Annotated in this window: 23 protein-coding genes; 3 read left to right on the top strand and 20 right to left on the bottom strand. The window is 38.3% G+C overall.

The window, feature by feature from the left end; genetic code table 11:
• Nucleotides 1–4 precede the first annotated feature (4 nt).
• From ACFQU5_RS09600 to ACFQU5_RS09515, 18 genes are all read right to left on the bottom strand, one after another.
• Nucleotides 5–1,054: an ABC transporter ATP-binding protein gene (locus ACFQU5_RS09600; protein ID WP_390287132.1), complete on the bottom strand. Its 1,050-nt coding sequence runs from the start codon at nt 1,052–1,054 to the stop codon at nt 5–7.
• Nucleotides 1,055–2,038 (bottom strand): ABC transporter ATP-binding protein, encoded by a 984-nt coding sequence (locus ACFQU5_RS09595; protein WP_390287130.1) that lies wholly within the window; start codon nt 2,036–2,038, stop codon nt 1,055–1,057.
• 91 nt (nt 2,039–2,129) lie between these two features.
• Nucleotides 2,130–3,056 (bottom strand): ABC transporter permease, encoded by a 927-nt coding sequence (locus ACFQU5_RS09590; protein ID WP_390287128.1) that lies wholly within the window; start codon nt 3,054–3,056, stop codon nt 2,130–2,132.
• 14 nt (nt 3,057–3,070) lie between these two features.
• Nucleotides 3,071–3,985: an ABC transporter permease gene (locus tag ACFQU5_RS09585; protein WP_390287126.1), complete on the bottom strand. Its 915-nt coding sequence runs from the start codon at nt 3,983–3,985 to the stop codon at nt 3,071–3,073.
• Nucleotides 3,986–4,049: 64 nt separating this feature from the next.
• Nucleotides 4,050–5,624: an ABC transporter substrate-binding protein gene (locus ACFQU5_RS09580; RefSeq protein ID WP_390287124.1), complete on the bottom strand. Its 1,575-nt coding sequence runs from the start codon at nt 5,622–5,624 to the stop codon at nt 4,050–4,052.
• A gap of 433 nt (nt 5,625–6,057) precedes the next feature.
• On the bottom strand, nt 6,058–6,483 hold the full coding sequence (locus ACFQU5_RS09575) for a hypothetical protein (protein ID WP_390287122.1): 426 nt from the start codon (nt 6,481–6,483) through the stop codon (nt 6,058–6,060).
• Between the two features lie 298 nt (nt 6,484–6,781).
• Nucleotides 6,782–8,089 (bottom strand): ATP-binding protein, encoded by a 1,308-nt coding sequence (locus ACFQU5_RS09570; protein WP_390287120.1) that lies wholly within the window; start codon nt 8,087–8,089, stop codon nt 6,782–6,784.
• Nucleotides 8,090–8,242: 153 nt separating this feature from the next.
• Nucleotides 8,243–8,413, bottom strand: coding sequence for a hypothetical protein (locus ACFQU5_RS09565; protein WP_390287118.1), 171 nt, complete (start codon nt 8,411–8,413; stop codon nt 8,243–8,245).
• A 201-nt stretch (nt 8,414–8,614) separates the two neighbouring features.
• Nucleotides 8,615–9,481 carry a ParA family protein gene (locus tag ACFQU5_RS09560; RefSeq protein WP_390287116.1) on the bottom strand — a complete coding sequence of 289 codons (867 nt, stop codon included), beginning with the start codon at nt 9,479–9,481 and terminating at the stop codon, nt 8,615–8,617.
• 636 nt (nt 9,482–10,117) lie between these two features.
• A complete protein-coding gene (locus tag ACFQU5_RS09555) occupies nt 10,118–10,645 on the bottom strand; it encodes a chromate transporter (RefSeq protein ID WP_390287114.1) in 528 nt (175 codons plus the stop codon).
• The gene (locus ACFQU5_RS09550; RefSeq protein ID WP_390287112.1) at nt 10,642–11,244 is read right to left on the bottom strand and encodes a chromate transporter; all 603 of its coding nucleotides are present in this window, start codon (nt 11,242–11,244) and stop codon (nt 10,642–10,644) included. The genes ACFQU5_RS09555 and ACFQU5_RS09550 overlap by 4 nt, the downstream gene beginning before the upstream one ends.
• Nucleotides 11,245–11,740: 496 nt before the next feature.
• Nucleotides 11,741–12,307, bottom strand: coding sequence for an NUDIX hydrolase (locus tag ACFQU5_RS09545; RefSeq protein ID WP_390287110.1), 567 nt, complete (start codon nt 12,305–12,307; stop codon nt 11,741–11,743).
• A gap of 27 nt (nt 12,308–12,334) precedes the next feature.
• On the bottom strand, nt 12,335–12,961 hold the full coding sequence (locus ACFQU5_RS09540; protein WP_390287108.1) for a hypothetical protein: 627 nt from the start codon (nt 12,959–12,961) through the stop codon (nt 12,335–12,337).
• A 57-nt stretch (nt 12,962–13,018) separates the two neighbouring features.
• Nucleotides 13,019–13,483 (bottom strand): GNAT family N-acetyltransferase, encoded by a 465-nt coding sequence (locus tag ACFQU5_RS09535; protein ID WP_390287106.1) that lies wholly within the window; start codon nt 13,481–13,483, stop codon nt 13,019–13,021.
• Nucleotides 13,484–13,842: 359 nt separating this feature from the next.
• Nucleotides 13,843–14,310, bottom strand: a complete 468-nt coding sequence (locus ACFQU5_RS09530; protein ID WP_390287104.1) for a GNAT family N-acetyltransferase — start codon at nt 14,308–14,310, stop codon at nt 13,843–13,845.
• A 217-nt stretch (nt 14,311–14,527) separates the two neighbouring features.
• Complete coding sequence (locus tag ACFQU5_RS09525) at nt 14,528–16,738, bottom strand: MMPL family transporter (protein WP_390287102.1); 2,211 nt, start codon at nt 16,736–16,738, stop codon at nt 14,528–14,530.
• A 211-nt stretch (nt 16,739–16,949) separates the two neighbouring features.
• The gene (locus tag ACFQU5_RS09520) at nt 16,950–17,537 is read right to left on the bottom strand and encodes a nitroreductase family protein (protein WP_390287100.1); all 588 of its coding nucleotides are present in this window, start codon (nt 17,535–17,537) and stop codon (nt 16,950–16,952) included.
• Between the two features lie 156 nt (nt 17,538–17,693).
• Nucleotides 17,694–18,230 (bottom strand): amidase domain-containing protein, encoded by a 537-nt coding sequence (locus tag ACFQU5_RS09515; RefSeq protein ID WP_390287934.1) that lies wholly within the window; start codon nt 18,228–18,230, stop codon nt 17,694–17,696.
• 374 nt (nt 18,231–18,604) lie between these two features.
• Here ACFQU5_RS09515 and ACFQU5_RS09510 point away from each other — a divergent pair, with 374 nt between their 5' ends.
• Nucleotides 18,605–19,633, top strand: a complete 1,029-nt coding sequence (locus ACFQU5_RS09510) for a DUF2804 domain-containing protein (RefSeq protein WP_390287932.1) — start codon at nt 18,605–18,607, stop codon at nt 19,631–19,633.
• A gap of 141 nt (nt 19,634–19,774) precedes the next feature.
• On the opposite strand, the gene ACFQU5_RS09505 is transcribed toward ACFQU5_RS09510, so the two are convergent.
• Together ACFQU5_RS09505 and ACFQU5_RS09500 are read right to left on the bottom strand one after the other, a co-directional pair.
• On the bottom strand, nt 19,775–20,515 hold the full coding sequence (locus ACFQU5_RS09505) for a glycerophosphodiester phosphodiesterase (protein WP_390287098.1): 741 nt from the start codon (nt 20,513–20,515) through the stop codon (nt 19,775–19,777).
• 108 nt (nt 20,516–20,623) lie between these two features.
• Complete coding sequence (locus tag ACFQU5_RS09500) at nt 20,624–21,196, bottom strand: TetR/AcrR family transcriptional regulator (protein ID WP_390287096.1); 573 nt, start codon at nt 21,194–21,196, stop codon at nt 20,624–20,626.
• A gap of 103 nt (nt 21,197–21,299) precedes the next feature.
• Between ACFQU5_RS09500 and ACFQU5_RS09495 the strand changes: the two genes are divergently transcribed.
• Both ACFQU5_RS09495 and ACFQU5_RS09490 read left to right on the top strand, forming a co-directional pair.
• Nucleotides 21,300–21,830, top strand: a complete 531-nt coding sequence (locus ACFQU5_RS09495) for a hypothetical protein (RefSeq protein ID WP_390287094.1) — start codon at nt 21,300–21,302, stop codon at nt 21,828–21,830.
• A 220-nt stretch (nt 21,831–22,050) separates the two neighbouring features.
• A complete protein-coding gene (locus ACFQU5_RS09490; protein WP_390287092.1) occupies nt 22,051–22,632 on the top strand; it encodes a copper resistance CopC family protein in 582 nt (193 codons plus the stop codon).

Genomic DNA, 22,632 nt, shown 5'->3' with positions numbered 1-22,632 from the left:
CCTGCTATTTATTTTCTATTAGTACGCCTTGGCCTTCCTCTAGAGGAAAATGACAAGCTACAAAGTGGTCTGGTTTCGCTTCAATAAGCTTTGGTTCTTCACTCTTGCACGTTTCCTGTGCGTATGGACATCTCGTATGAAAACGGCAGCCTGAAGGTGGGTTTGCCGGACTTGGCATATCCCCTTCTATTATTATACGATGCTTTTGGTCCCGAAGTTCTGGGTCAGCAATGGGCACAGCCGATAATAAACCTTCTGTATAGGGATGTAAAGGATGATCAAACAGCTTTTCTTTTGTCGTAAGCTCGACAATTTTACCGAGGTACATAACAGCCACTCGATCACTAATATGCTTAACCGCCGGCAATCCATGGGCAATGAAAATATAGGTCAACTGGAATTCTTTTTGCAGTTTTGCCATCAGGTTAAGAATCTGCGATTGAATTGAAACGTCAAGGGCAGAGACCGGTTCATCACAAATAATCAGCTTAGGTTTTAGTGCCAAGGCTCTAGCAATGCCAATTCTTTGCCTTTGCCCCCCACTAAATTCATGCGGATATCTTCTTGCATAAGAGCGATCGAGCCCAACAACATCCAATAACTCATAGACCTGTTTCTCTAAATCTTTTCCCTTTGCAACATGGTGTGTTTTTAACGGTTCGGCAATAATATCAAATACTCTCATCCTCGGATTTAACGAAGAGTAGGGATCCTGGAAAATCATTTGAATTTCAGCTCTTTTTTTGCGTAATTCTTCTCCTTTTAATGTGCTTAAATCAACGCCCTCAAAAATAATTTCTCCCTCGGTTTTATCCAGCAGCTGCATGATCAAATTGCCTGTTGTTGACTTTCCGCAACCTGATTCACCCACGATGCCAAGCGTTTCACCTTGCTTGACAAAAAAATCGATATTATCAACGGCCCTTAGATAATGCTTCTCTTTTTTAAACCAGCCTTCACTTATATCAAAATACTTTTTTAAACCCTTAACTTCTAATAAGTACTCTTTTTGTTCTGCGTGTTTTTTGTTTTTTTCCTCTACTATTTGGACCATTTAGATTGCCACCTCTCCTTCTTCATGAAGCCAGCAGCGAACTTTATGATTTGGCGATAATTCTTTAAGCTCCGGTTCCTCGGCGAAACATTTCGCTGTCGCTCGGGCACAGCGTGTCTGGAATCTACAACCTTGTGTAATCGTTCCAGGTGCTGGTACTGTTCCTTCAATTGACTGCAGTTCATCTTTTAGCTCATGAATTTTGGGCGTACTGTCCAATAAACCTTTTGTATAAGGATGCTTTGGTTCTTTAAATAGAGTATATACATCTGTATACTCCACCACCTGGCCAGCGTACATTACAATTACGGTATCAACCATTTCTGCTACTACACCAAGGTCATGCGTAATTAACATGATGGACGTATCGTTTTCATGTGTTAGATTCCTCATAAGCTGTAAAATTTGGGCTTGAATTGTTACGTCCAGAGCAGTAGTCGGCTCATCCGCTATGAGCAGCTTAGGGTTACAAGAAAGAGCCATCGCAATCATGACCCGTTGCCTCATTCCGCCGCTTAACAGGTGTGGATAGGAAGAGTACACCTTCTCCGGTCGAGGGATTCCTACCTTCTTCAGCATTTCAATACTTTTTACCTTTGCCTCTTCCTTGCTCGCCTTTTGATGCAGTCTGATTGATTCAGAGATTTGGTTACCAACTGTAAATAACGGATTTAAAGAGGTTAACGGTTCCTGAAAAATCATTGCAATGTCATTTCCGCGAAGCTTTCTCATATTACGTTTTGACATCGTCGTTAAATCTTGTCCTTCAAATAAAACCTCTCCACCTACGACCTTACCTGGTGAGCCTACCAGTCCCATTATGGATAGAGAAGTTACACTTTTCCCACTACCTGATTCACCAACAATGGCAATGGTTTCCCCTTTCTTTAATGAAAAAGAAACGCCATCCACCGAGGGGACTACTCCATTTTCCGTATGAAAATAGGTTTTTAAATCCTTTATCTCCAATAAAGCTTCTGCCATATACTAGACCTCCTCTTCATCTCTAATAGAGTTTTGCGTACAGCGTATTTCTGACCAATTCATTGTTTATTTAAATAAAGCACCCTTTTTCTTAATTATTTGCTCTCGGGTCAAGAACATCGCGAAGCCAATCACCCAGGAAAATAATAGCCAACACTGTGATTGTAATTGCCATCCCAGGGAAGGCTGCTAACCACCAGCTTGTCGCTATGTAATCTCTACCGTCACTAAGAATTCCACCCCATGAGATTGTTGGGGGCTGTATCCCTAATCCCAAAAAGCTTAATGAAGCCTCAAGAATAATTGTTGTGGCGACACTCAAAGTCGAAATGACGATAAAAGGCGAGATAACATTTGGAAGAAGGTGTTTCATAATAATTTTATTGTTGCGAACACCAATTGACTTCGCCGCTTTTACAAATTCACGTTCTTTAATGGAGAGCACTTCACCACGGACAAGTCGTGCATATTGAACCCAGTTCGTTATACCCAACACTACAATCAACGTAGTTACGCTCGGTCCAAAGATACTTAAAATAACAAGGGCAAATAATATTGTAGGAATAGCTAAAAAAGAGTCTACTAAACGCATTAAGATATTATCTATTAATCCTCCGTAGTATCCAGCGATCAGCCCAACAAAGACGCCAATGACTCCTGCCAGAGCAACCGCCGAGATCCCAACAGCAAGGGAAATTTGCGACCCATAAATAATCCTGCTCAAAATATCACGGCCAAGATTATCTGTCCCCAGAATATGTGCAGATGAACCTCCATCTGCCCAAACTGGAGGTTGAAGCATCATTGTTGGATTGATGAGGTTTGGATCATGTGGAGCAAGTGATTTAGCAAAAATTGCAACAAGGGTAACAGCAAGAACAATAATCAATCCTATAGTCCCTGTTTTACTTCTTAGCAACAGGCACAGCCAACGGACAAAGAAATTTGGTTTTTGATTCTGTTTGGCTGGACTAATAACTGTTTGGTTTTGATTCTGAATCTGTGAATTAACCGACATATGTCCTCCCCCTTCTAATATTTAATTCTTGGATCTAGTATTTTATATATGATATCTGCAAATAGATTCATGAGAATAACGAAGAAAGCGATGATAAACACACTTGCCTGTACAATCGCCATATCCCTTGTATTGACAGCTTGGATTAGGAGCTGACCTAAACCTGGCCAAGAAAATACGGTTTCCGTAATAAGCGTTCCGCCAACTACAGTTGAAGTTTGCAGTGCTGTTATGGTTACTACAGGAATAAGTGCATTTCGGAATGCATGTTTATTCACAACATAGAAATCTCTGATTCCCTTACTTTTTGCCGTCCGAATGTAATCCTGATTTAAAATCTCCAGCATGCTTGACCGAATTAGCCTTGTCATTTCCGCGGCGATTCCAGTTCCAAGTGTTAGAGCCGGCAAAACTAGGTGGCTGAAAGTTCCTCTTCCCGATACCGGAAACCATCCTAATGTAACGGAGAACAATAAAATCAACATGATTCCCAGCCAAAAGTTCGGCATCGCTTTCCATAACACCGATCCTCCTGTAGCCAACAAATCTAATGGAGAATTCTTCTTCGTAGCCGACCAAATACCAAGTGGGATTGCGATAACGATGGCAACAATCATCGAAGCTGCTGCCAATTCAAGCGTGGCCGGAAGTCGTTCAAGGACAATCGGCAAAGCACTTTGGCCATAGCGGAAGGACTCTCCGAAATCCAATTGAAACAACCCTAACATATAGGTAAAGTACTGAATGTGAAAAGGTTCATTCAAACCAAGCGATTCCCGAAGCTGTTCAATATCTTCCGGGCTTGCATCCTCAGGCAGCATCAATGCAACCGGGTCTCCGGCTACAAAGACTAAACAAAATACGACAAAGGAAATAATGAAAAGAACCGGAATAATCTGCAATAGACGTCGGATCAAAAATTTGCCCATCTTCTTCCTCCTTTATGATGTAAAGGAACTAAGGATTACTCCCTAGTCCCCTTTTCATTAAAATTTATTTACTTGTAATAGATGGCGCGTAAATCATTTCATCTGGTGTTGGATCAAAATCAACGCTATCACTTACACCGATATTAATTTTTTCTTGGTAAAGGTTAACAAATGGTACATCTTCTGCAGCAATTGCTGAAATTTCTTGAATCTGTTTTGCACGCTCTTCTGGATTCATATTTGAAGCAGAGGCAGCTAATAGTTCTTCAATTTGATCGTTTTTGTAATCTGTATGACCTGCATAACGTTCTGCACGGTACCAGTCAACAGAATACGCTCCATCAAACATCGAATTCCCTAGACCCAGTAAGTAAGCCTCTTTGTTTTCATTTGCATTACGCATTTCAACAAAGTTACTCCACTCTAAAAACTCAACATTTACTTTTACATTAATCGCTGCCAGCATACCAGCGATCATTTCAGCTACTTCAGCATCTTGCAAGTAACGCCCGCGTGGAGCTTGAAGCGTCATCTCAAAGCCATCTTCATAACCAGCTTCAGCAAGTAATGCCTTCGCTTTTTCTAAATCATAATTAAATGTTTCATATAGATCAGGGTTATGACCAAAGTTACCAGGGCCTACCATTGTAGTTGTTGGAACTGCCCCTCCTTGTAGTACATTATCCACTAGAGCTCCATCGTCAATTGCATAATCCAGGGCCTGACGTACACGAGGGTCTGCTGTTGGTAGTCCTTCTGTTGAACGAAGAATTAACATGATTACACGGTTTGACACTTCTTGTACGATAGATGTACCTTCATTTGAATTTACGCGTTCCCAATCAGCTGGTGGAATGTTAACTGCGATATCAACTCCGCCAGTTAGTAATTCAGACACACGTGTTGAATTTTCAGGGATTACACGGAATACAACCTCATTCCATTCTTCCACTTTTCCATCATAGTAGTTATCGAATGGCACAAGGGTAATATGATCATCGCGTACCCATTCTTTAAATTGATATGGGCCAGTCCCGACTGGATTTGCAAGGAAGTGATCCCAGCCGTTTTCTTCAATATATTTCTTAGGCAGGATACCAGATCCTAAACGAGAAAGTCTGTGGAATAAAGATGGTTCTGGTGCATGCGTGATTACTTTAAACGTTAAATCATCTACTATTTGCACTTCTTTAATTTGCTTATAGTTTGGATATTCCTTGAGCTTATCATCTGTCGCTACTCTTTCTAGCGTAAACTTCACGTCTTCAGAAGTAAGTGGATCACCATTGTGGAAAGTAATGCCTTCTTTTAATTTCATTTCAACGGTTAAATCATCAATAATATTAAATTCTTCAACTAATTCAGGATGAATTTCTCCATTTGCATCTTTCTTGAATAAGTAATTGAACATATTGACATGAACTGCTTCTGTAGAAGTATTGTTATGGTCGTGGATATCGAAGGTAACCATGTCCGCACCCATTGCAATAGTTAAATTTTTGTCAGCCTCAGCTTCATTGCCTGTACTATTTTGATCGGTCTCGGTTGGTTCACTTGTAGTTGTTTCACCGGAACAACCTACTAGTAAAATTGCAGTAATAACAAATAAGAAAATTCCCCAAAATTTCTTCCTTTTCATCATTTCCCCTCCAAATATACTTTTTTTGTCCTCCCCAATTTAGAATGGAAGATTAACATTATTTAGAATAATATTAATATTCAAAATAATAAGTCATCCTTTTACTAAAATCAACACTATTTTATATTTTTGTATATTATTGGCATAATAATAATAGTTTTGTTATTTCATTAACAAAACTGAGAAAAGACGTATTACTGGAAGGTATAGGGGTTAACCGTATCAGTATTATTTTCCTGCCATGTTAGGAGAGAAGTTGCTGCTAGGGGGATTTTGATAGTCTATTAAAACAACAAAACCCCGCAAAATTACAAATTTCGACTTTTGCGAGGCTCGATCTATTTATTGATTTTAATTTTTCAAAAACCACGATGATAAATATATAGAGTCGTTGACATACATTAATCACCTTCTCAAATTCATTGTTCTTTTACTATAGCTTTTGAGCTGGTTTATGTGTTTTTAAAAGTTGAGTATAAATCTCTAAGAAGTTTTCAGGGAGCATTCCGTAGCTAACAAAAAATGTACTGTGTTTATATGTTACGAAGAAGCTCTTATCACGGTCTGTATCGGGCATCTCTAATTTCGTTTTGAATCGCTCTACTTCTTCCGGTACGATCCATTGTCCATACATGGAATAGTGTGAGGTACCATCTTTTTTATGAATACACCATACTCCAAAACCATTTTCGTCATTTATTTTGTACTCTTTCATACCTTTAGTTATTTTCTGCTTTTCGGAAATGTTGTATCCACAATGTTTACATGCTAAAGTACGTTCACCCCTATTGCAGTAATAGTGTTCAATTGCCTCATCTTTGCATTGAGGGCATTCAATGGTCGAAATGATTGAAAGCATACTTTCCACTCCTTCGTTAAGTTTGGAATTAATAGAATGCTAAATATAAGCGGTTATTTTAGAGGAATTTTGAAGTAATCTCGAAGTTACTCTCATTTTAATCTTTACACTTACAAAGTCAAACTCCCCTAAATCACGTACTCACGTAAAAAAGGCCAGTATTTTAAATTTGCAGTATTTTTTACACTCGGAATTAAACATTTCGCATATTTGAGTTCCAAATATTTATTTTGAGGGATTTTTATAAAAGCTACTAAACTTAAAAAAGCTCCCCAAAACCTGGGGAGCATATACTAAATTATTTAATTGGTATTACAACCGTTGCTGTAGTCACATTTTCGTTTGTCGAGTGTATCGAGATTTCACCATTGTATTTTCGAACAACTTCTTTTACGATAAATAACCCTTGTCCACGAACAATTCCTTCTTCACCTTGTTTTGTTGAGAACCCACGTTTAAAAATTTCCTCTGAGTTTACAATTCTTGGACCCGTATTTACAACCTCAAAAGTATAATGCGTTTCATTTGCATCACACAAGATGGATACTCTCCGTGGTTCTTCGGTTAACTCTTTCGTTGCATCAATGGCATTATCTATTAAATTAGAAAGAATTCGAATCATATCCGTCGTTTTTATTTGATGATAGGAATCTTGTGCTATCTTAGTTTCCATGGCTATTTGGTGATTTTGTGCAGCAATTTTTTTCGATTTTAACAAGATCGCAAGGCCAGGATGCTCGATAGTAGAATTAATTGACTCAATCAACTGAACTTCGTTGGATAACGAGTTTACATATTGTAGTGCCTTCTCTGTCTCGCCAATTGTAAGCAGCCCATGAATCACCTGGATATGGTTTGAATAATCATGGCGCAAGGATGAAACCGAGCTAAGCAACGTTTGAATTTCCCCTTGATATGTATCTTCGGTATTTTCTACTTCTTTAGCGACTTCCCTTTGATACCAATTTTGAATTAAATAAGATGAAATAATGACAATCAAAAGAAATACTGAATTGATTAAAAATATAACTACATTGTTTTCTTGGACACTTTCGTTAATAGCATTAATTTTATCTGTACTGATGTCTATCCCAAGAAAACCTATTATATTATTATTCTCATCCATAATCGGTGCGCCAACAGATAAATACTTTCCATTTTGAGGATCATCAATTATATCCGATGTGTAGGGTGCTCCTTTATAAAAGGCTTGTCTAACTTGTTCTTCCGGAACGGTACAAATGGCACCAATATCAAGACCATGTTGACCCTTAGGTATTCCATCAACCATTACATACGATACATTTGGATTATCAATTTTTAATGTGTATACAAATAAAGCACCTATATCATCTCGAATGTTAATTAGTTGGTTATTAATTTTCCAATAATGCTCATTTTTTTCTGGATTACTTAGAAAATTTTTATATGTATCAATATCGATTTTTGCAGAAATCGCTTTTGCTGTATCCAGCGTTTGATTGGCAATCGCCTCTTCCACCGTTGTTTCTATGTTTCGGTCTGTTACAAAGAAACTAAAACCATTAAAGACTATCAATAATACAGCAGATATTACTAAAATTAGTTTTATTTTATTATTTTTCATTACTAAGTACTTCCTTAATTTATTTCATTCAGTATTATAGTACTATAGTAACTATCTTTTTGAAACAACTAAATTGCGGGACTAAAGAGTTACCTCTTTTTTGTCCCACATTCCTCAAGTATTAGAATAGCCGTCACAAACATCTAAACGTCTCTAATTCCAAGCAGTTCGTTCACTCACTGGCTGCCTGTTCCGATTATCGTTTTGGTTACCAAACGCTTTTTTCGATTCATAGGATTCTAATTGTGCATCTTTATGAATCTCAGAAGCAAACTCCTCATTGTTGTTGGATTGTTTGTTCTGATTTACATGTAGTTTATTCATTTTACAAACATTCCCTTCCATTTGGAATCACAATTTTTGTTGTTCGCTTCTACATCTGGCATGATTGCTATGCTATCCACTTGATTGTTAAGCAGCATATAGAAATGACTTTGTGAAAAGTAATCCCCATATGCTACTTGAATAGTTTGTCCAATATTGGTTAATTTATTTTTGAATGATTACAAAAAATGAGAGTGAACGTTACGAATTAGTGTTATATCCTTCATATCTATCTATTATTTCCTTTGCTAGATTATAGAACGCATTATACTGACCAGCTTCATCCCACTTCTGTTTGAAGGTAGCATACTGTCTATTGTAATCTGCCGCCAATGCCACTTGGTTATTCTCTTTAAAGATCGGAGTAAACACGGGAGGAATCATTCCCTTTTTCAGCTTCCCTAAAGTCGTTTTATGTACTCTTGAGTCTTCTTTGAACTTCGTCACAACGATTCCCAATGCTTCAATTTTAATCTCCATATTCTTTGAGAATTCATGAATACGATCCACAACATAAGGAATGCCGTATGTAGAAAGGACATCAGGGATTGTTGGAATGATATACCCATTCGCGATGCGGAGCCCGTTCAATGTAATAATTCCCATATTCGGAGGACAGTCAATTAAGATGTAATCGTAATTATATTTGATAGGACGGATAGCCTTTTTTAATATTTCGATTGGATTATCCGAGTAAAACGGTCCTGTCGGCATTTTAGCTAAAACGTCTTGAATATTAATTAGATCTAAACTAGAAGGAAGTAAATCTAAGTCTTTTACAGAAGAAATATTGGAAACATTTTTTTGAAGCGTTTTTTCAAGTACGAATTTTGTATCATCAGGATCTAAAGCTTCTTCAAATAAAGTAGCTAATGTATAGCCATTTTCATTTAGCTCTTTCCAACGCCGATTCCCGATTAACATCACGGTGGCATGAGTTTGTGGATCCAAATCAATCAGCAAGACTTTCTTTTTAAATTCTGAAGTCAACACCTCTGCAAGACCCACTGTTGTAGTTGTCTTTGCTACGCCACCTTTTAAATTAATTGTCGGTATGACTATTGCCATTTACTCTCCCCCTTCTCATGGCATATAAAGAGCATCACTTTAAAGTTATCAAAAAACTTATCCGATACAATTACCCTAGGTTAAAATGCCTTAAGACAAGTTATGTTTTGTTCCTTCATTTCATTAATCATTCGTAGTTTTTTACATTATCCTACCTCAGTCGCAAGAAAAGACATTTCTCGGGAAATAAATATCCGGATTATTCGGAGATTGTTGAAATATGGGGAGAAAGAGGTTTTTGTTAGTTTGTGTGCGAGGGGTTTTTTCGCTTTACGTGCGACTTTTGTTACTTTACGTGCGACTTTCCCCTTTATGTGCGACTTCAGCCATCTTACGTGCGACTTTCCCCTCATTACGTGCGGCTTCACTCTGCTTTCGTGCGACTTTTGTTACTTTACGTGCGACTTTCCCCTTTACGTGCGACTTCAGCCATCTTACGTGCGGCTTCCCTCTTCTTTCCTGCGGCTTTTGTTACTTTACGTGCCAGTTTCCCCTTTATGTGCGACTTCAGCCATCTTACGTGCGGCTTCTCTTTTTCCAGCGGAACCTTTAGCTACTCCTATCAAATCCCCCCACAACAAAAAGCCGCCAACTCATTCTCTCCTAAGAACAAGTTAACGACTCCCACATAAACCACTATAAGAAAAACCCACCTACTACTAGCCCGGCCATGATTACAAATGCCGGGTGGATTTTCATTCTCTCCAATGCAAAATAAGCTGCTACCATTAAAGTGACTGTCACCACTAAGCCGATTGCATCATATGACGTGTTGAAGAAATCAAAGGTCATGTCCGCGAGTAAAATCGCAATGGCTGGTAAGACAAAGCTCGACAATCGCTTTACTCGTGGCGAGTTGCGATAGCGATATAAAATATTCAACAAGATGAGCATCAACACTAACGAAGGTCCGACCGTTGCGAATATAGCAATTATCGCCCCCGGGATTCCTGCTACTTCATAGCCTATAAAACCAGCCATTTTCGTAGCGATTGGTCCAGGCAGTGCATTTCCTAACGCAAGCACTTCACTAAACTCGCTCGTTGTCATCCAGCCATAATTATCAACGATCTCATGCTCGATTAATGGAATTGATGAAGGTCCGCCACCATAGCCAAGGATACCCGGATAAAAGAAGGCTAGAAAAATATGAAAATAGATCATCCTTTATTCTCCTCCTCCTTTTTAGTTGGGAGAGATAAGGCAAGCACCAGTAATACCGCAATGACTATTCCCGGATGAACGTTTAATATAATCATCGCAACAAAAGAGGATATCAAAATAATCGAACCAATTTTCCAACCTAAAGACTTCTTTGATTTCTTTAAAAAGTCCCAAGTTAGTACGCCAAGCATCACAGCTACAATCGGTACAACACCATTCGTCATGCCTTTGACAAAGTCAAAATCCTTGAACTCGTATAAAGAAGCGAGAAGGACAATCATCAACACGACTGTCGGCAGCACTGTCGCAATTAATGCTGTGGCCAGTCCGAGCCAACCACCGACACGATAGCCAATATACCCTGCCATCTTCGTTGCAATTGGGCCTGGTAATGTATTCCCGATTGAAAGCACATCTGAAAACTCTTCATCGTTCATCATTTTGAAGATGTCTACCACTTCCTTTTTCACTAACGGAATGGTAGATGGGCCACCACCAAATCCTAAAATACCCGAACGAAAGAAGGCGATGAAAATATCCTTTTGCTTCGCTAACAATTCCTTCTCTTCAAACGGTACTAATATTTTTTTCGTAACCAATTCCCACTCCATCTCCTCCTGGGTACGCACCATCATTATTAACATTGGTACTGTCTTCAAAAAACTACAAACAAACAGTTCCACACTTCACTTATTTTGAGCCTGTTGTTTCTTGTAGTGTCTTCCTATCCGAATATTAGAAAAAAATTCCTATTTAAACGCTATCAATATAGTTACTTTCAAATATAAAACTCTTTCAATTAAAATAAACATCTCATAACATTGGCAGGATCACCAAATACTCTAAAATGTTTTGTTTCGTCCTATTAATATTCTGTAGATTCAGTTATTTTATCTAAAAGGTTAACCGACAATCAAGGAAATGTAAAGAGGTGCCTGCAAACAGAATCAAGTTCTCATTTGCATAAAACTTCAACAATAATATCAAGTCTTAGCACCATAACCTCGCACTACTTACCAACAAATTGAAAATAAGAAGTGTAATAAATAAATGACTCCAGCTTTTGCTAAAGTCATTTATTTGTAGGATGAATCTCTATTTAAATGTCTGTCCAACAAGCTTTTCGTTGAGTTTACGGTATACGACTTTCATTTCAGGTTCTGTACTGGCTTCAATCGCTCTGTCTAGTTCAAACCAGCCAATATCACTGTTTTCATCAGGTTTAACTCGGATCAAGTCGCTTTCGCTTGCCTCTATTAAATACGTAATATTCAAATGAACATGGGTTGCTATATGTTTGCCCTTTTTCTCATGAGCCGGCACACCCAAAATCTCGATTGAGAAGATTTGATCCGATACAGGCTTCACTTTTGTCAGTCCAGTCTCTTCCTTCGCTTCTTTTAAGGCGACATGAAGTAAATCCGTAGCTCCATCCGCATGGCCACCTACCCAGGACCATGAGTCATATATATTATGATACGCCATTAGTACCTTTGTATGGTCCTCATTTACAAGCCATGCCGAAGCCGTAAAGTGGGCAAATTCATTTTCCCGAGTAAATAAGTTATCGAAAGTGTCCATATATCGCAGAATCATCTCTAGATCCTTCTCTTCCTGTGCATTATATGGATTGTATTGCTCAAGCTGTTGTTTGATGTTCATTAAGTTTACTCCTTAGATCCTTTTCGTTTATTCTGCCAGTTCCCTATAAATTTTTTGAAGTCGTCTTGCTTGCGGCTTCGACATATAAGGCTCACGTTCCATCAGAACTCTTTTAAACTCTTTTTTCGTTTCATGTGTAATAGCTATTAAGATACTTTCCGCATGTTGAGGAACTTCTTTTGTTCGACATGCTTTCAAATGCTTGATGAGAAACGGAAAGATTTCTTCATGATTATATTCATTCACTGAAGCTAATTTTGCTAATGTGAGAATTCCTTTATCCGTCGTAATCACAGTTCCAGTTTTAACCGCTAGTTTAATGGTATGCAGTTGCTTCATCAGGGCTATGGCACTTATTTCTGCAATCGTTGACAATACTTGCATTGCTCCCCAAACTAATCGGTTGTTTGGGCTTTTTAACAAATCAATAAAAATCTCCGCATAGTCACAAATCAATTCGGGTTTGACTCTACCTATTTCATAAGCTACCTTTATACAATCTGTTTTAATGTTTCTATTGCGATTTGCTAAATTTTCTATTATTTCCTGTACCCCTTCAATATCATTTTCTTCCATTAGTTTCCGTGCTAGTTCAATGTTAGGTCGTTCGTCTTTTCGATCAAGTTGAGAGGCTAATTTTGTTAGAACCGTCATTTTGTATCCCCCTGAATTTCTTCTTGCTATAACAAATTTCTCTTACTGGATTCCTCATTACTTCATTATTTTCTTGTAGCCAATTAATGTCATTCTATCATTTACGACCTGTTTAAAATCTGTGCGCTCATAGCCAAGTTTTTCGTATAAATAACAATTCCCTTGTTCCTGTAAAATCGTTTGAAGCTCCCAAGTGCTAAATTTCGTAAACTGCCCTTCTACTTGGTGTATTGCCTGTTGTGCAATGCCGTTGCCCTGAAACTCAGGAAGAATGAAAATTGGGCTAATCCAGTAGCTATTATTTTTCACTGCTATTCGAATCCCACCTACGCACTTCTGGTCTACTACGATTTTAAAGAAGTAGCTATATTGTATTTTTTCAAAAAGTCGGTTGATTGGTTCGTTTGCTGGATTCGTCTCGTGATCCAAGTACTTTTCTAATAAGGGGCGGAATGCCTTTGTTTGCACATCATGAAGCAATAAGACATCTCCTGCAGTTGCTTTTACTAATTTAATCTCCAATAGTCTGACCCCCATAAAAAACATATCATTACCTAATTCGACAAACTTCTTTGCATTCCTTTTTATTCAATAAAAATTGAGAATTCAAAAAAAGCATTTCCCGTTTTTAAACGGTCCCTAAACCTTCTCACCTATGTTTTATAGGACTTTTTTTTCAATAGATCTGAATCCATACATTAAGTAAAATAATTCTTCCAAGCACTTATACCCCACCAAAAAACGACTTCTTACCGATTCATTTGGCAAAATCAAACATTTCTCGGGAAATAAATCGACAAGTCCTAACATAAAAAAAGAATGGCGATTAGCCATTCTGCTGTTTTATCTATAGATGGAAATCTTATCGCGTCCAATAGCCTCTAACTTACCTGTTTCTTCATTGAAACAACAGGTATCACATCGCCACTAATAAGTTTGGCAACCTCTTCTTCATAAATTTCATACCCAAAATTTGCATATAAGAGGACATTTCTTTCAACATTTTTTCGAACTTTACAATGAACTTCTGGAATAGCATTCTTTTTTGCATACATTTCAAGAGCTTTTAAGAGTTGTTTGGCATTGCCCTTCCCTTGGCACTCCGGCAGTACGAATAGTCGATAGAAATAGAGATAATTCTCTTTTACCTGAAAACGTACCATGGCAACAGGTTTGCCATTCTTGTCATAGCCAACAAATGCTTGCTCACCATTTTCCAGATTCTTTTGCACGGATTCAATGGTTTCTTTTAACGCGCTGGAGGGCATCCCCACTTGGTCATACTCAATAAATGCTTGTAACATGATGTTGTGAATAACTAGTGCATTTTTCGAAAGTTCGATTTGCATATTAATCACCTTTTTATCATAAATATACATGTCTTTCAAATGAAATACAATATATGGAACTATTAAGATTTTTCCCGAATATACAAAGTGAATTCTCTTATCATCTCTGTCTTGTCGCGTTTAGAAAGAAGAAGCTGGACTAAAAGTATTAATTTCTTAATATGATTCTGCTCTCACTTAAAAAAACTTTCTACTTCTGTCCCTGCCTCCTAATCACTTAATCTTGTTTTTTAAAGAGTTTTCCTGGCCAGAATGAAAAACGGCCTAATACCATTGTAATCGCGGGTACCAACAATGGACGAACAATAAATGTATCAATTAAAACACCAATTGCCGTAATGACTCCAAATTGAACTAATACTTGAATAGGTAAGGTTGCAAGAATCGCAAATGTACCTGCCAAGATTAGTCCAGCAGAAGTGATCACCGAACCAGTTTGTGCAACCCCGTTTTGTACCGCCTCTTTTATGCTCTGCGTTTTGCGGTTCTTCCAAACCTCTGAAATCATAAAGATATTGTAGTCCTCACCGAGTGCAATCAAGAAAACGAATGAATATAATGGAATCGAACTTGCAATCGATTCTGCACCAAAGAATGCCGATAATACTAGCCACCCTAATCCTAATGCAGCAAAGAATGAAACTAATACGGTCCCGACTAAGTAAATTGTAGCTGGAATTGAACGCAGATACACTAGTAATAGAATCGCAATAATGGCGACCATTACGGGTTGAATAATAGATTCGTCCCTCTCTTGGACAGTTTTAGTATCTACTTGCGCGCTCGTTTCTCCACCAATCCAGAAGCTTTCATCAGCTCCTTCAATACCGGCTTCTTCAAGTATTGTTTCCATATCTTTCTTTAGGCCTGGAATTAAATCCATCGCTTTATTTGAATAAGGGTTTTCATTCAAATCTGCCTCATAAAGTTGAATATCTGCGTCGCTTTCCCCAACAGTCGGTTCACTCACAACATCAATATATGGAATCTTCGCGATTTGTTCAGTTAAATCAATATCGTTACCTTTTGTATCGACTATAATTTGAACAGGTGCTAACTCCCCGGGAGAAAAGTTTTCCCCAATAATCGTAAACCCTTCACGGGAATCCATATCTTCCGGGAAGGACGATAATAAATCATAATTGTATTTTATTTGAGTAGAGGTTAAAGCTAACCCCCCTAATACAATAGCCGTCACGATAATGACTAGCCAAGGTTTATTGGTTACAAATTCGCCGACTTTTGTCATCACTGGATGCTTCGGTTTCGGAGCTTTATAAGGTTTACTCTTATCTTGTGCGTACTTTTTCGCCATCTCCACTGTACGAGGCAAGAATGGCCAAAATGCTGCGCGGCCTAAAATGGCTAAAATCGCCGGTAATACGGTTAAAGCAGCAATCCCCATAATGAGAATGGCAAAACTAAACGGAACAGCAAATCGTTGGAAGGCACCGAAATCGGCCAACCCTAATGTCGCTAAACCGATAAATACGGTTAACGCACTCATCATAATTGCCCCACCGGATTCTTTCATGGCTATAGCAAGTGCTTCAAACTTATTTTCTACTTCTCCTAATTTTTCACGGAAACGCGTGATTAAAAATAAACAGTAATCGGTTCCTGCGCCAAATAACAAGACCAACATGATTGATACTGCTTGTGCATCCTTATCGATCCAGCCATTTTCAGCAAACCAACCAAGCAATGGACTAATGGCACCATAAGCAATCCCCACAACAAGTATTGGTGTAATAGCTAAAATTGGTGAACGGTAAATAACAACAAGCAACACCAGTATTAGAATTACTGTTGTAATCATTAACTTCACGTCTGCTTGCATAAAGAGATTGGTCGCATCCACTGAAATACCAGCTGGACCCGAGAAGCGTGCATGTAAACCATCTTCATCGATATTGGTTTCGTATGGATTCTCTCCAAATTGTTCTTCAGTAATGCCAGTAATTTTTGCTAAACTTTCTTTCAGCGAATCTGTATTTGTTTTTTCATCGAAGAATACAGGGGTGACGATGGACGTTCCATTTTCCGAAACGCTGCCTAATAACGCTTCCTTCGGTATGTCGCCAAATGGCGGAAGTGTTGCTTGGCCGTCTAATGGATTCTCGGCTAATTCTTTATAAAGAGCTTGGATGGATTGGAGCTCTTCGATTTCAAGCCCTGCTTTTTTATACCAAACAATTAATAATGGAAGACCGGAATCAGAGGAAAATTGATCATCCATGATTGCACTTGCCTGTTCACTCATAACCTCTTCGGGTAAGTCACTTCCACCATAGTTTTCAATGCTGTTGATTTGAGGCAGGGTGATGGATAGCACTGCGACGATGAGTAGCCATAACATAAGCGTAACCCAACGTGAGCGGTTGTTTCCTACGACACTCCCCCACTTTTCCAACGGGTGTTTAGACATAAGTTCTTCCTCTTCTCAATTTTTAATGGATTACAAAAAACGCCAGGGTTTTGCTTCCCTAGCGTTAATTGTAGACTATTCAGTATATATTTTCCTGTTTTGCAATTTATGACTTAGTAGAGAAATCCGGTTACCTATTTTTATTTAGAATTAACTAAAAAGCGTGTAGACAAAGTCAAATATCGATTTTGTCTACACTTTTGAAAAGGTATTAGTTATTTTCTTCTTTTCGTTCAAAAAACGTCACGATTTCATCACTCTTTTTTCGTTCAGCTGCTTTTGGTATGTCATCAAAGTATCCCATTTGCAGCATGGAAATAATTCTTTCACCTGGTTTCACACCAAGTGCCTCGCGAAATTCCGGAGCATCTAGGAAATCTGGTGTTTTCCAGCACGATCCGATTCCATAATCCCACGCAAGTAATTGAATGTTTTGGATAAACATACTTGCAGCAGCATAATCCTCTAAACGTTGCTTTTGTCGTACATCTTCCGAAACAATTATAAACGCATATGCTCCTGGCAGCGTGAATTTTAGCATTTGCTTTTCTAACGTTTCTTCGGAAAGCTCTTTCCATTTTGGAATCGCAATATCGCGTAAAAGCTTATGCAGTTCAAAAATTTCTTCTCCACATGCAACAACTAGTCGCCATGGTTCTCTATTTTTATGATTTGGTGCCCAAACAGCATCATCGACAATTTGTAGTAATGCTTCGCGATCGACTGGTTGACCATTAAATTTTTTAATGGAACGTCTCCCAATGATGGCTTCGCGAACAGACAAAGTTTGTTGGTTCATTTGTTTCTCTCTCCTTAAAAGAAATTAACTAAATATACAACTATAGTAATATGTTAACCCCGCCCTTAACCTTAACATAAATTGTAGACTTTTAAAATATACATGATGATTTCCCAATTTCATACTAATTATTGATGGAGTATATTTCAAGGAGATTTAGTTAAATACATCATCTATTTTATAGAAATAGTATCGAATGTTTGGTGTGTAAGCTAATGAATTCGAATAGTCATAATGACGATCTGCACTGTCTGCTGTATGGGCATGGATATAAGGAACACCATTTACCATACTCGTTACAATTGTCGTGTGGTCCACAACGCCATTCCCCTGAAAATCGTAACAAATCACATCCCCAATTTGCAGTTCGGATGGGGAGTCTACCCTAGTTGCCGTAAGCCCTGACTTTGCATTTTCCAAATACCAGCGGAAGCTATGGGATACCGACCAGCTGTAGCTCCATGATTCTCTCGAGTAGTGCCCTACCTCTCCACGTCCACTTTTCCATGCATCCGTAATCCACCATCCCCTTCCCCGGTTCGGTGCACCTGACATAGGTGCTCCACCTGCACGAAGGCATTGTGAAACAAAGTTTGTGCAATCCACTAAAAACGCGGGATAATTCGGGTTTTTCTTATTCCACCAAGCTCTTGCATACTGAACAGCCGCATTTCGGTTGTAATAAGTTGGAATTAGTGAAACCTCCTTTTTTTTATTCTATGCAACTCATTTTCCATCTTTCTTATTTTTGAAAAGGTTAGGGGAATTGTGACAATTATTTAATAATTCTGTGTACCTAAAGAAATATCGCTTGTAATTTGATACAATAAAACTAATTCACTTTTTATGAGCGGGTTAAATTTCATGTTAAAAAATTATAAAACCTTGAGGGTTGATATATTTTTTAGTCAAAAATCATATTTTACTTCCAATATTAGAAAACTTGGCTAATCGATAAGATTTTTAGCGATTAGCCTTTGTTACACTTATGCGGAAAAGAAGGTCTTTACTTTCTTTTTACGTAAACGATGCTTGTACTAGATAACATGAGTGAGAGGATGTTGGAATTGACGCAGCACGCGGAAAGAGAATTAACTGAACTGACAAGGCTTTGTGATAAAAAGGGAAACTTAAATCCAGAAGCTATTGGTTTTGCTCGCAAACCAATCATCGATTGCAATTTATCTGGTCACTATTTAAGGAAGAAAAAGTGGAATAATTGGACCATTTATGGCGAGGAAATATTATTTTCTATTAAAATTTTACATTTTGACTATGCAGCCGTTTGTTTTGTTAATTTCTTAGAGTACGAAACGCAACGATTTTTTGAAAAAGCAATTACGCTCCCTCTTGGCCTAGGCAGTAAACTAAAAATGCCAACTCGAGTATTAGAGCCAATCCAATTCAAGAATAACGAGATTGATATTCATATTACGTATTTTCAAAATCAAACATTTTTAAAAGTTACGTCAGATGATTTTGATAGCGAGCCTCTTCTTGCTGAATTGACGATTCATCATCCACAAGAAGATGATACATTGAATGTTGTCGTTCCTTGGAATCGGCAAACCTTTCAATTTACAGCAAAGCATCATACCTTACCTACTTCAGGTTTTGTGAAGCTAGGAAATCGACATTATCGTTTTAACGAGGAAGACTGCTACGCGGTACTGGATTTCGGCCGGGGTGTTTGGCCACGTGAGGCAAAGTGGAATTGGGCAATGGCTTCTCAACGCGTCCGAGATCAACGAATTGGAATCAACTTTGGCGGGAAATGGACAGATGGAACCGGCATGACGGAAAATGCAGTTTTCGTCAATGGACATATGAGCAAAATCCATGAAGATGTGCTATTCAACTATGACCCTGCAAATTTCATGAAGCCCTGGTACATTACATCAAAATTCTCTGATACTGTAATGCTAACCTTCCAACCATTCTTTGAACGTTCCTCACAATCGGATGCCAAGCTAGTAAAATCGACTAAACAACAATTAGTGGGATATTTTAATGGACTGATCAAACTCGATGATGGCTCCTCATTATTGATTCAGCAAATGCTTGGGTATGTAGATGAGCAACAGGCAAAATGGTAAAGAGGCATGCGGCCGTTTATTAACTTTAAACGGTCGCATTGTTTTTTTGCTCGTTTAATGTATTCTCGCAGATATTATCTAGTGCCGTGGGAGTTTAGTTCATACTTGAGACTTCTACCGTCTTACGTCCAAACTGGGAATCTACCCTTCAACAGGTACACTATTCTGTCTTAGGAACGCTAACATCTTCTCAGGTTCATCCGTAAAGATAGCATTCACACCCGTATCAACAAGCAATGCGGCATGTTCCACTTCGTTTACTGTCCAAACACGCACCACAGAACCTTTTTCGATGGCTTCTCTTACAGGACCGCGGAAGGCTGAGGGCAATGATACGTGTAATGCCTTCGCAGGAAGCTTTTCTTGATAATTGGCGACATCTAAAATCGCATTAACGAAAAGTGCAGCGTTCTCAACATTTGGAGAAAGACGCGCGATTCGTGCTACCGCCTCATGATCAAAGGATGAGATTACTACTTGGTCCATCATCCCAAGTGCTTCAACGACTTGCAGCACCAATTCCTCAATTCCAGCATAAGCAAAGATATCGGACTTCAACTCTATATTTACGCGAAGGTCTGTACCACGATAAACGTTTAGCACCTCTTCAAGAGTAGGAATTTCCAAGCCGACAAACTCCTCACTAAACCAACTGCCATAGTCAAACTCGCGTAACTCTTGCAGCGTCATATCTTTTACATAACCCACCCCATTTGATGTACGGTTAATGGATTCATCATGAATGACAACGACTTGCCCATCTTTTGTTAAATGTACGTCAAACTCTACCCCATCAATAGGCAGGTTTGCAGCAGCTTGGAATGCAGCTAACGTATTTTCAGGGTACTTGGCAGAATATCCGCGGTGAGCATAAATATTCATAAGAGACCGTCCTTTCACTTGAAATTATTGGGCACTACTTCTTTCATACTTTCCATAAGCACTATCGTATCATTCTAAAATTAATCATTCATGGTAGATATTTTAAATTTATGTAAATATCCTATCCAATTCTCTTTCAATTAATAATCGAATCCGGTTTTCATCTAATTTTACTAGCCCCATTAGTATATGAAGTGATAGCCCATCGACTAATGCGTGTAAATGAACTGTTTCTTCCTCCAAATTAATGTCCTTCTTTAAAAAGCCACTTTGATCTAATTTATTCATCATCGATACCATCCCTTGATGGACCGAATCCTCGCGAAGCTCCTTTTTTCGTAATTTGTAAGAGATGTATTCCAACCACACTTGCATTTCGATTGTACGTTTTCCAATCGGAATAAACTCCATTAGCATATTCAAAACGAGTTGTTTTGGTGGCTGAGGCTGTTTTGTATGTTCCATAATCCGTTCTGTTACTTGTTCTTCGACTAATCCCATCGCAAACTCAAGTAGTTCTTCCTGAGTATTAAAGTAGTGTCGAATTGCTCCAAGGGAAAGATTTGCCTCCTTTGCAATCGAACGTACAGAAGCCCCCTCCAGACCATCTCTTGCGATGACATTCCATGTTGATTTTGCGATTAATGATTTTCTTTCTTCATGATTCACTATTTTTGGCATGAAGTTATTATAACATTTTTTAATACACTTGTATTATTTAAAACACCATGCTATCATTTTAATACAATCGTATTGCAAAAAAGAAAAAAGGAGAATTCATAAGTTGATTAAATGGATAATTGCTGCTGAAATTATGTTTTGGATCGTAATCTTGGCAGGACTCTTTGCACGCTACGTGTTACACCAAAATAGGTTAAGCTATCTGTTATTTTTATTAACCCCACTTATCGATTTAGCTTTAATTTTATTAACAGTTGTTGATTTGCGATCTGGTGCCGTGGCTACATTTGCTCACGGAATTTCGGTTATTTACATCGGTGTCTCGATTGCTTATGGAAAAACAATGATTGCATGGGCAGACGAAAAATTCCAAACCTATATCTTAAAAAAGGAATCAACGAAAAAAAAGCTTTATGGAGCCGAAAAAGGGGTTCATGAATTAAAGATGTGGGGACGACATGTCTTCGCTTATGCAATTGGCAGTATGATTTTTTGGCTGATCATTACGTTTATTAACTCAAATTCTACCGAAGCCTTAACGAATGTATGGAGAATCTGGTCCCTAGCTGTACTGATCGACGGAGGCATCAGTCTCTCCTATCTACTTTTCCCTAAAAGAGCTGAATCCAAATAATCCATGGAAAAGGTGAGTGCAAGGAATCTCAACTTCCTTACATTCATCTTTATTTACTTTCATATTTAATCTTCTAAAGATTCCACTTAAATTCAAAACCTCAAATGTTCATAGAATTGTTGCAAACCTTCATACAGTTTGTGACTTTAGAACCTTTCCAAGGTATTTGACAATTGAAATATGCTACACTTTATCCGAATTTATTAATTTGGAGGCTATTATGTTTAACAAATACCTAATCTTTTCGTTTGTCTTCTTATTCTCATTTGTGAATACCACATTTGCGCATACACATATTGAAAGCTCTTCTCCTCAAAGTGGCGAGGTTCTTACTGAGGCTCTTGAAGAAATTACATTGACCTATGAAGGGAAAATTGAACAAAGCAGCTTCTTCACACTTCAAAATGCAGCTGGGGAAACAGTTCCCGTAGACAACATTACGGTGTCTGAAAATGTATTGTCCGGCTCACTCCCAGAACCCATTGAAAATGGGGAATACCTTATTAACTGGAATATTATCGGTGCTGATGGCCATCTAATCGAAGGAGAAGTACCATTTACCGTGGATGTACCTGTAACAGAAACAACGACCGAAAATGCTGAAGATGAAACTGTAGACCAGGAAGTCAAAGATGAGAATAACATTACGACTACTGTGGAATCCGAAACAACTAATGAGGACGCTGCTGTTGATGAACCTTCCGAAAATACTTCATCTTCTTATTTGGTTCCAACACTTATAGGCCTACTAATTTTGATTGTTGCAGGAAGCTTCTTCTTCATCGCAAAAAGGAAGCAATAG

This window comes from Ureibacillus sp. GCM10028918 (assembly GCF_042666115.1).
In the GTDB taxonomy this organism is placed as follows: Bacteria; Bacillota; Bacilli; order Bacillales_A; family Planococcaceae; genus Ureibacillus.
Note: the sequence above shows the minus strand (reverse complement) of the source record. Positions and strands in the feature narration are given on the sequence as shown.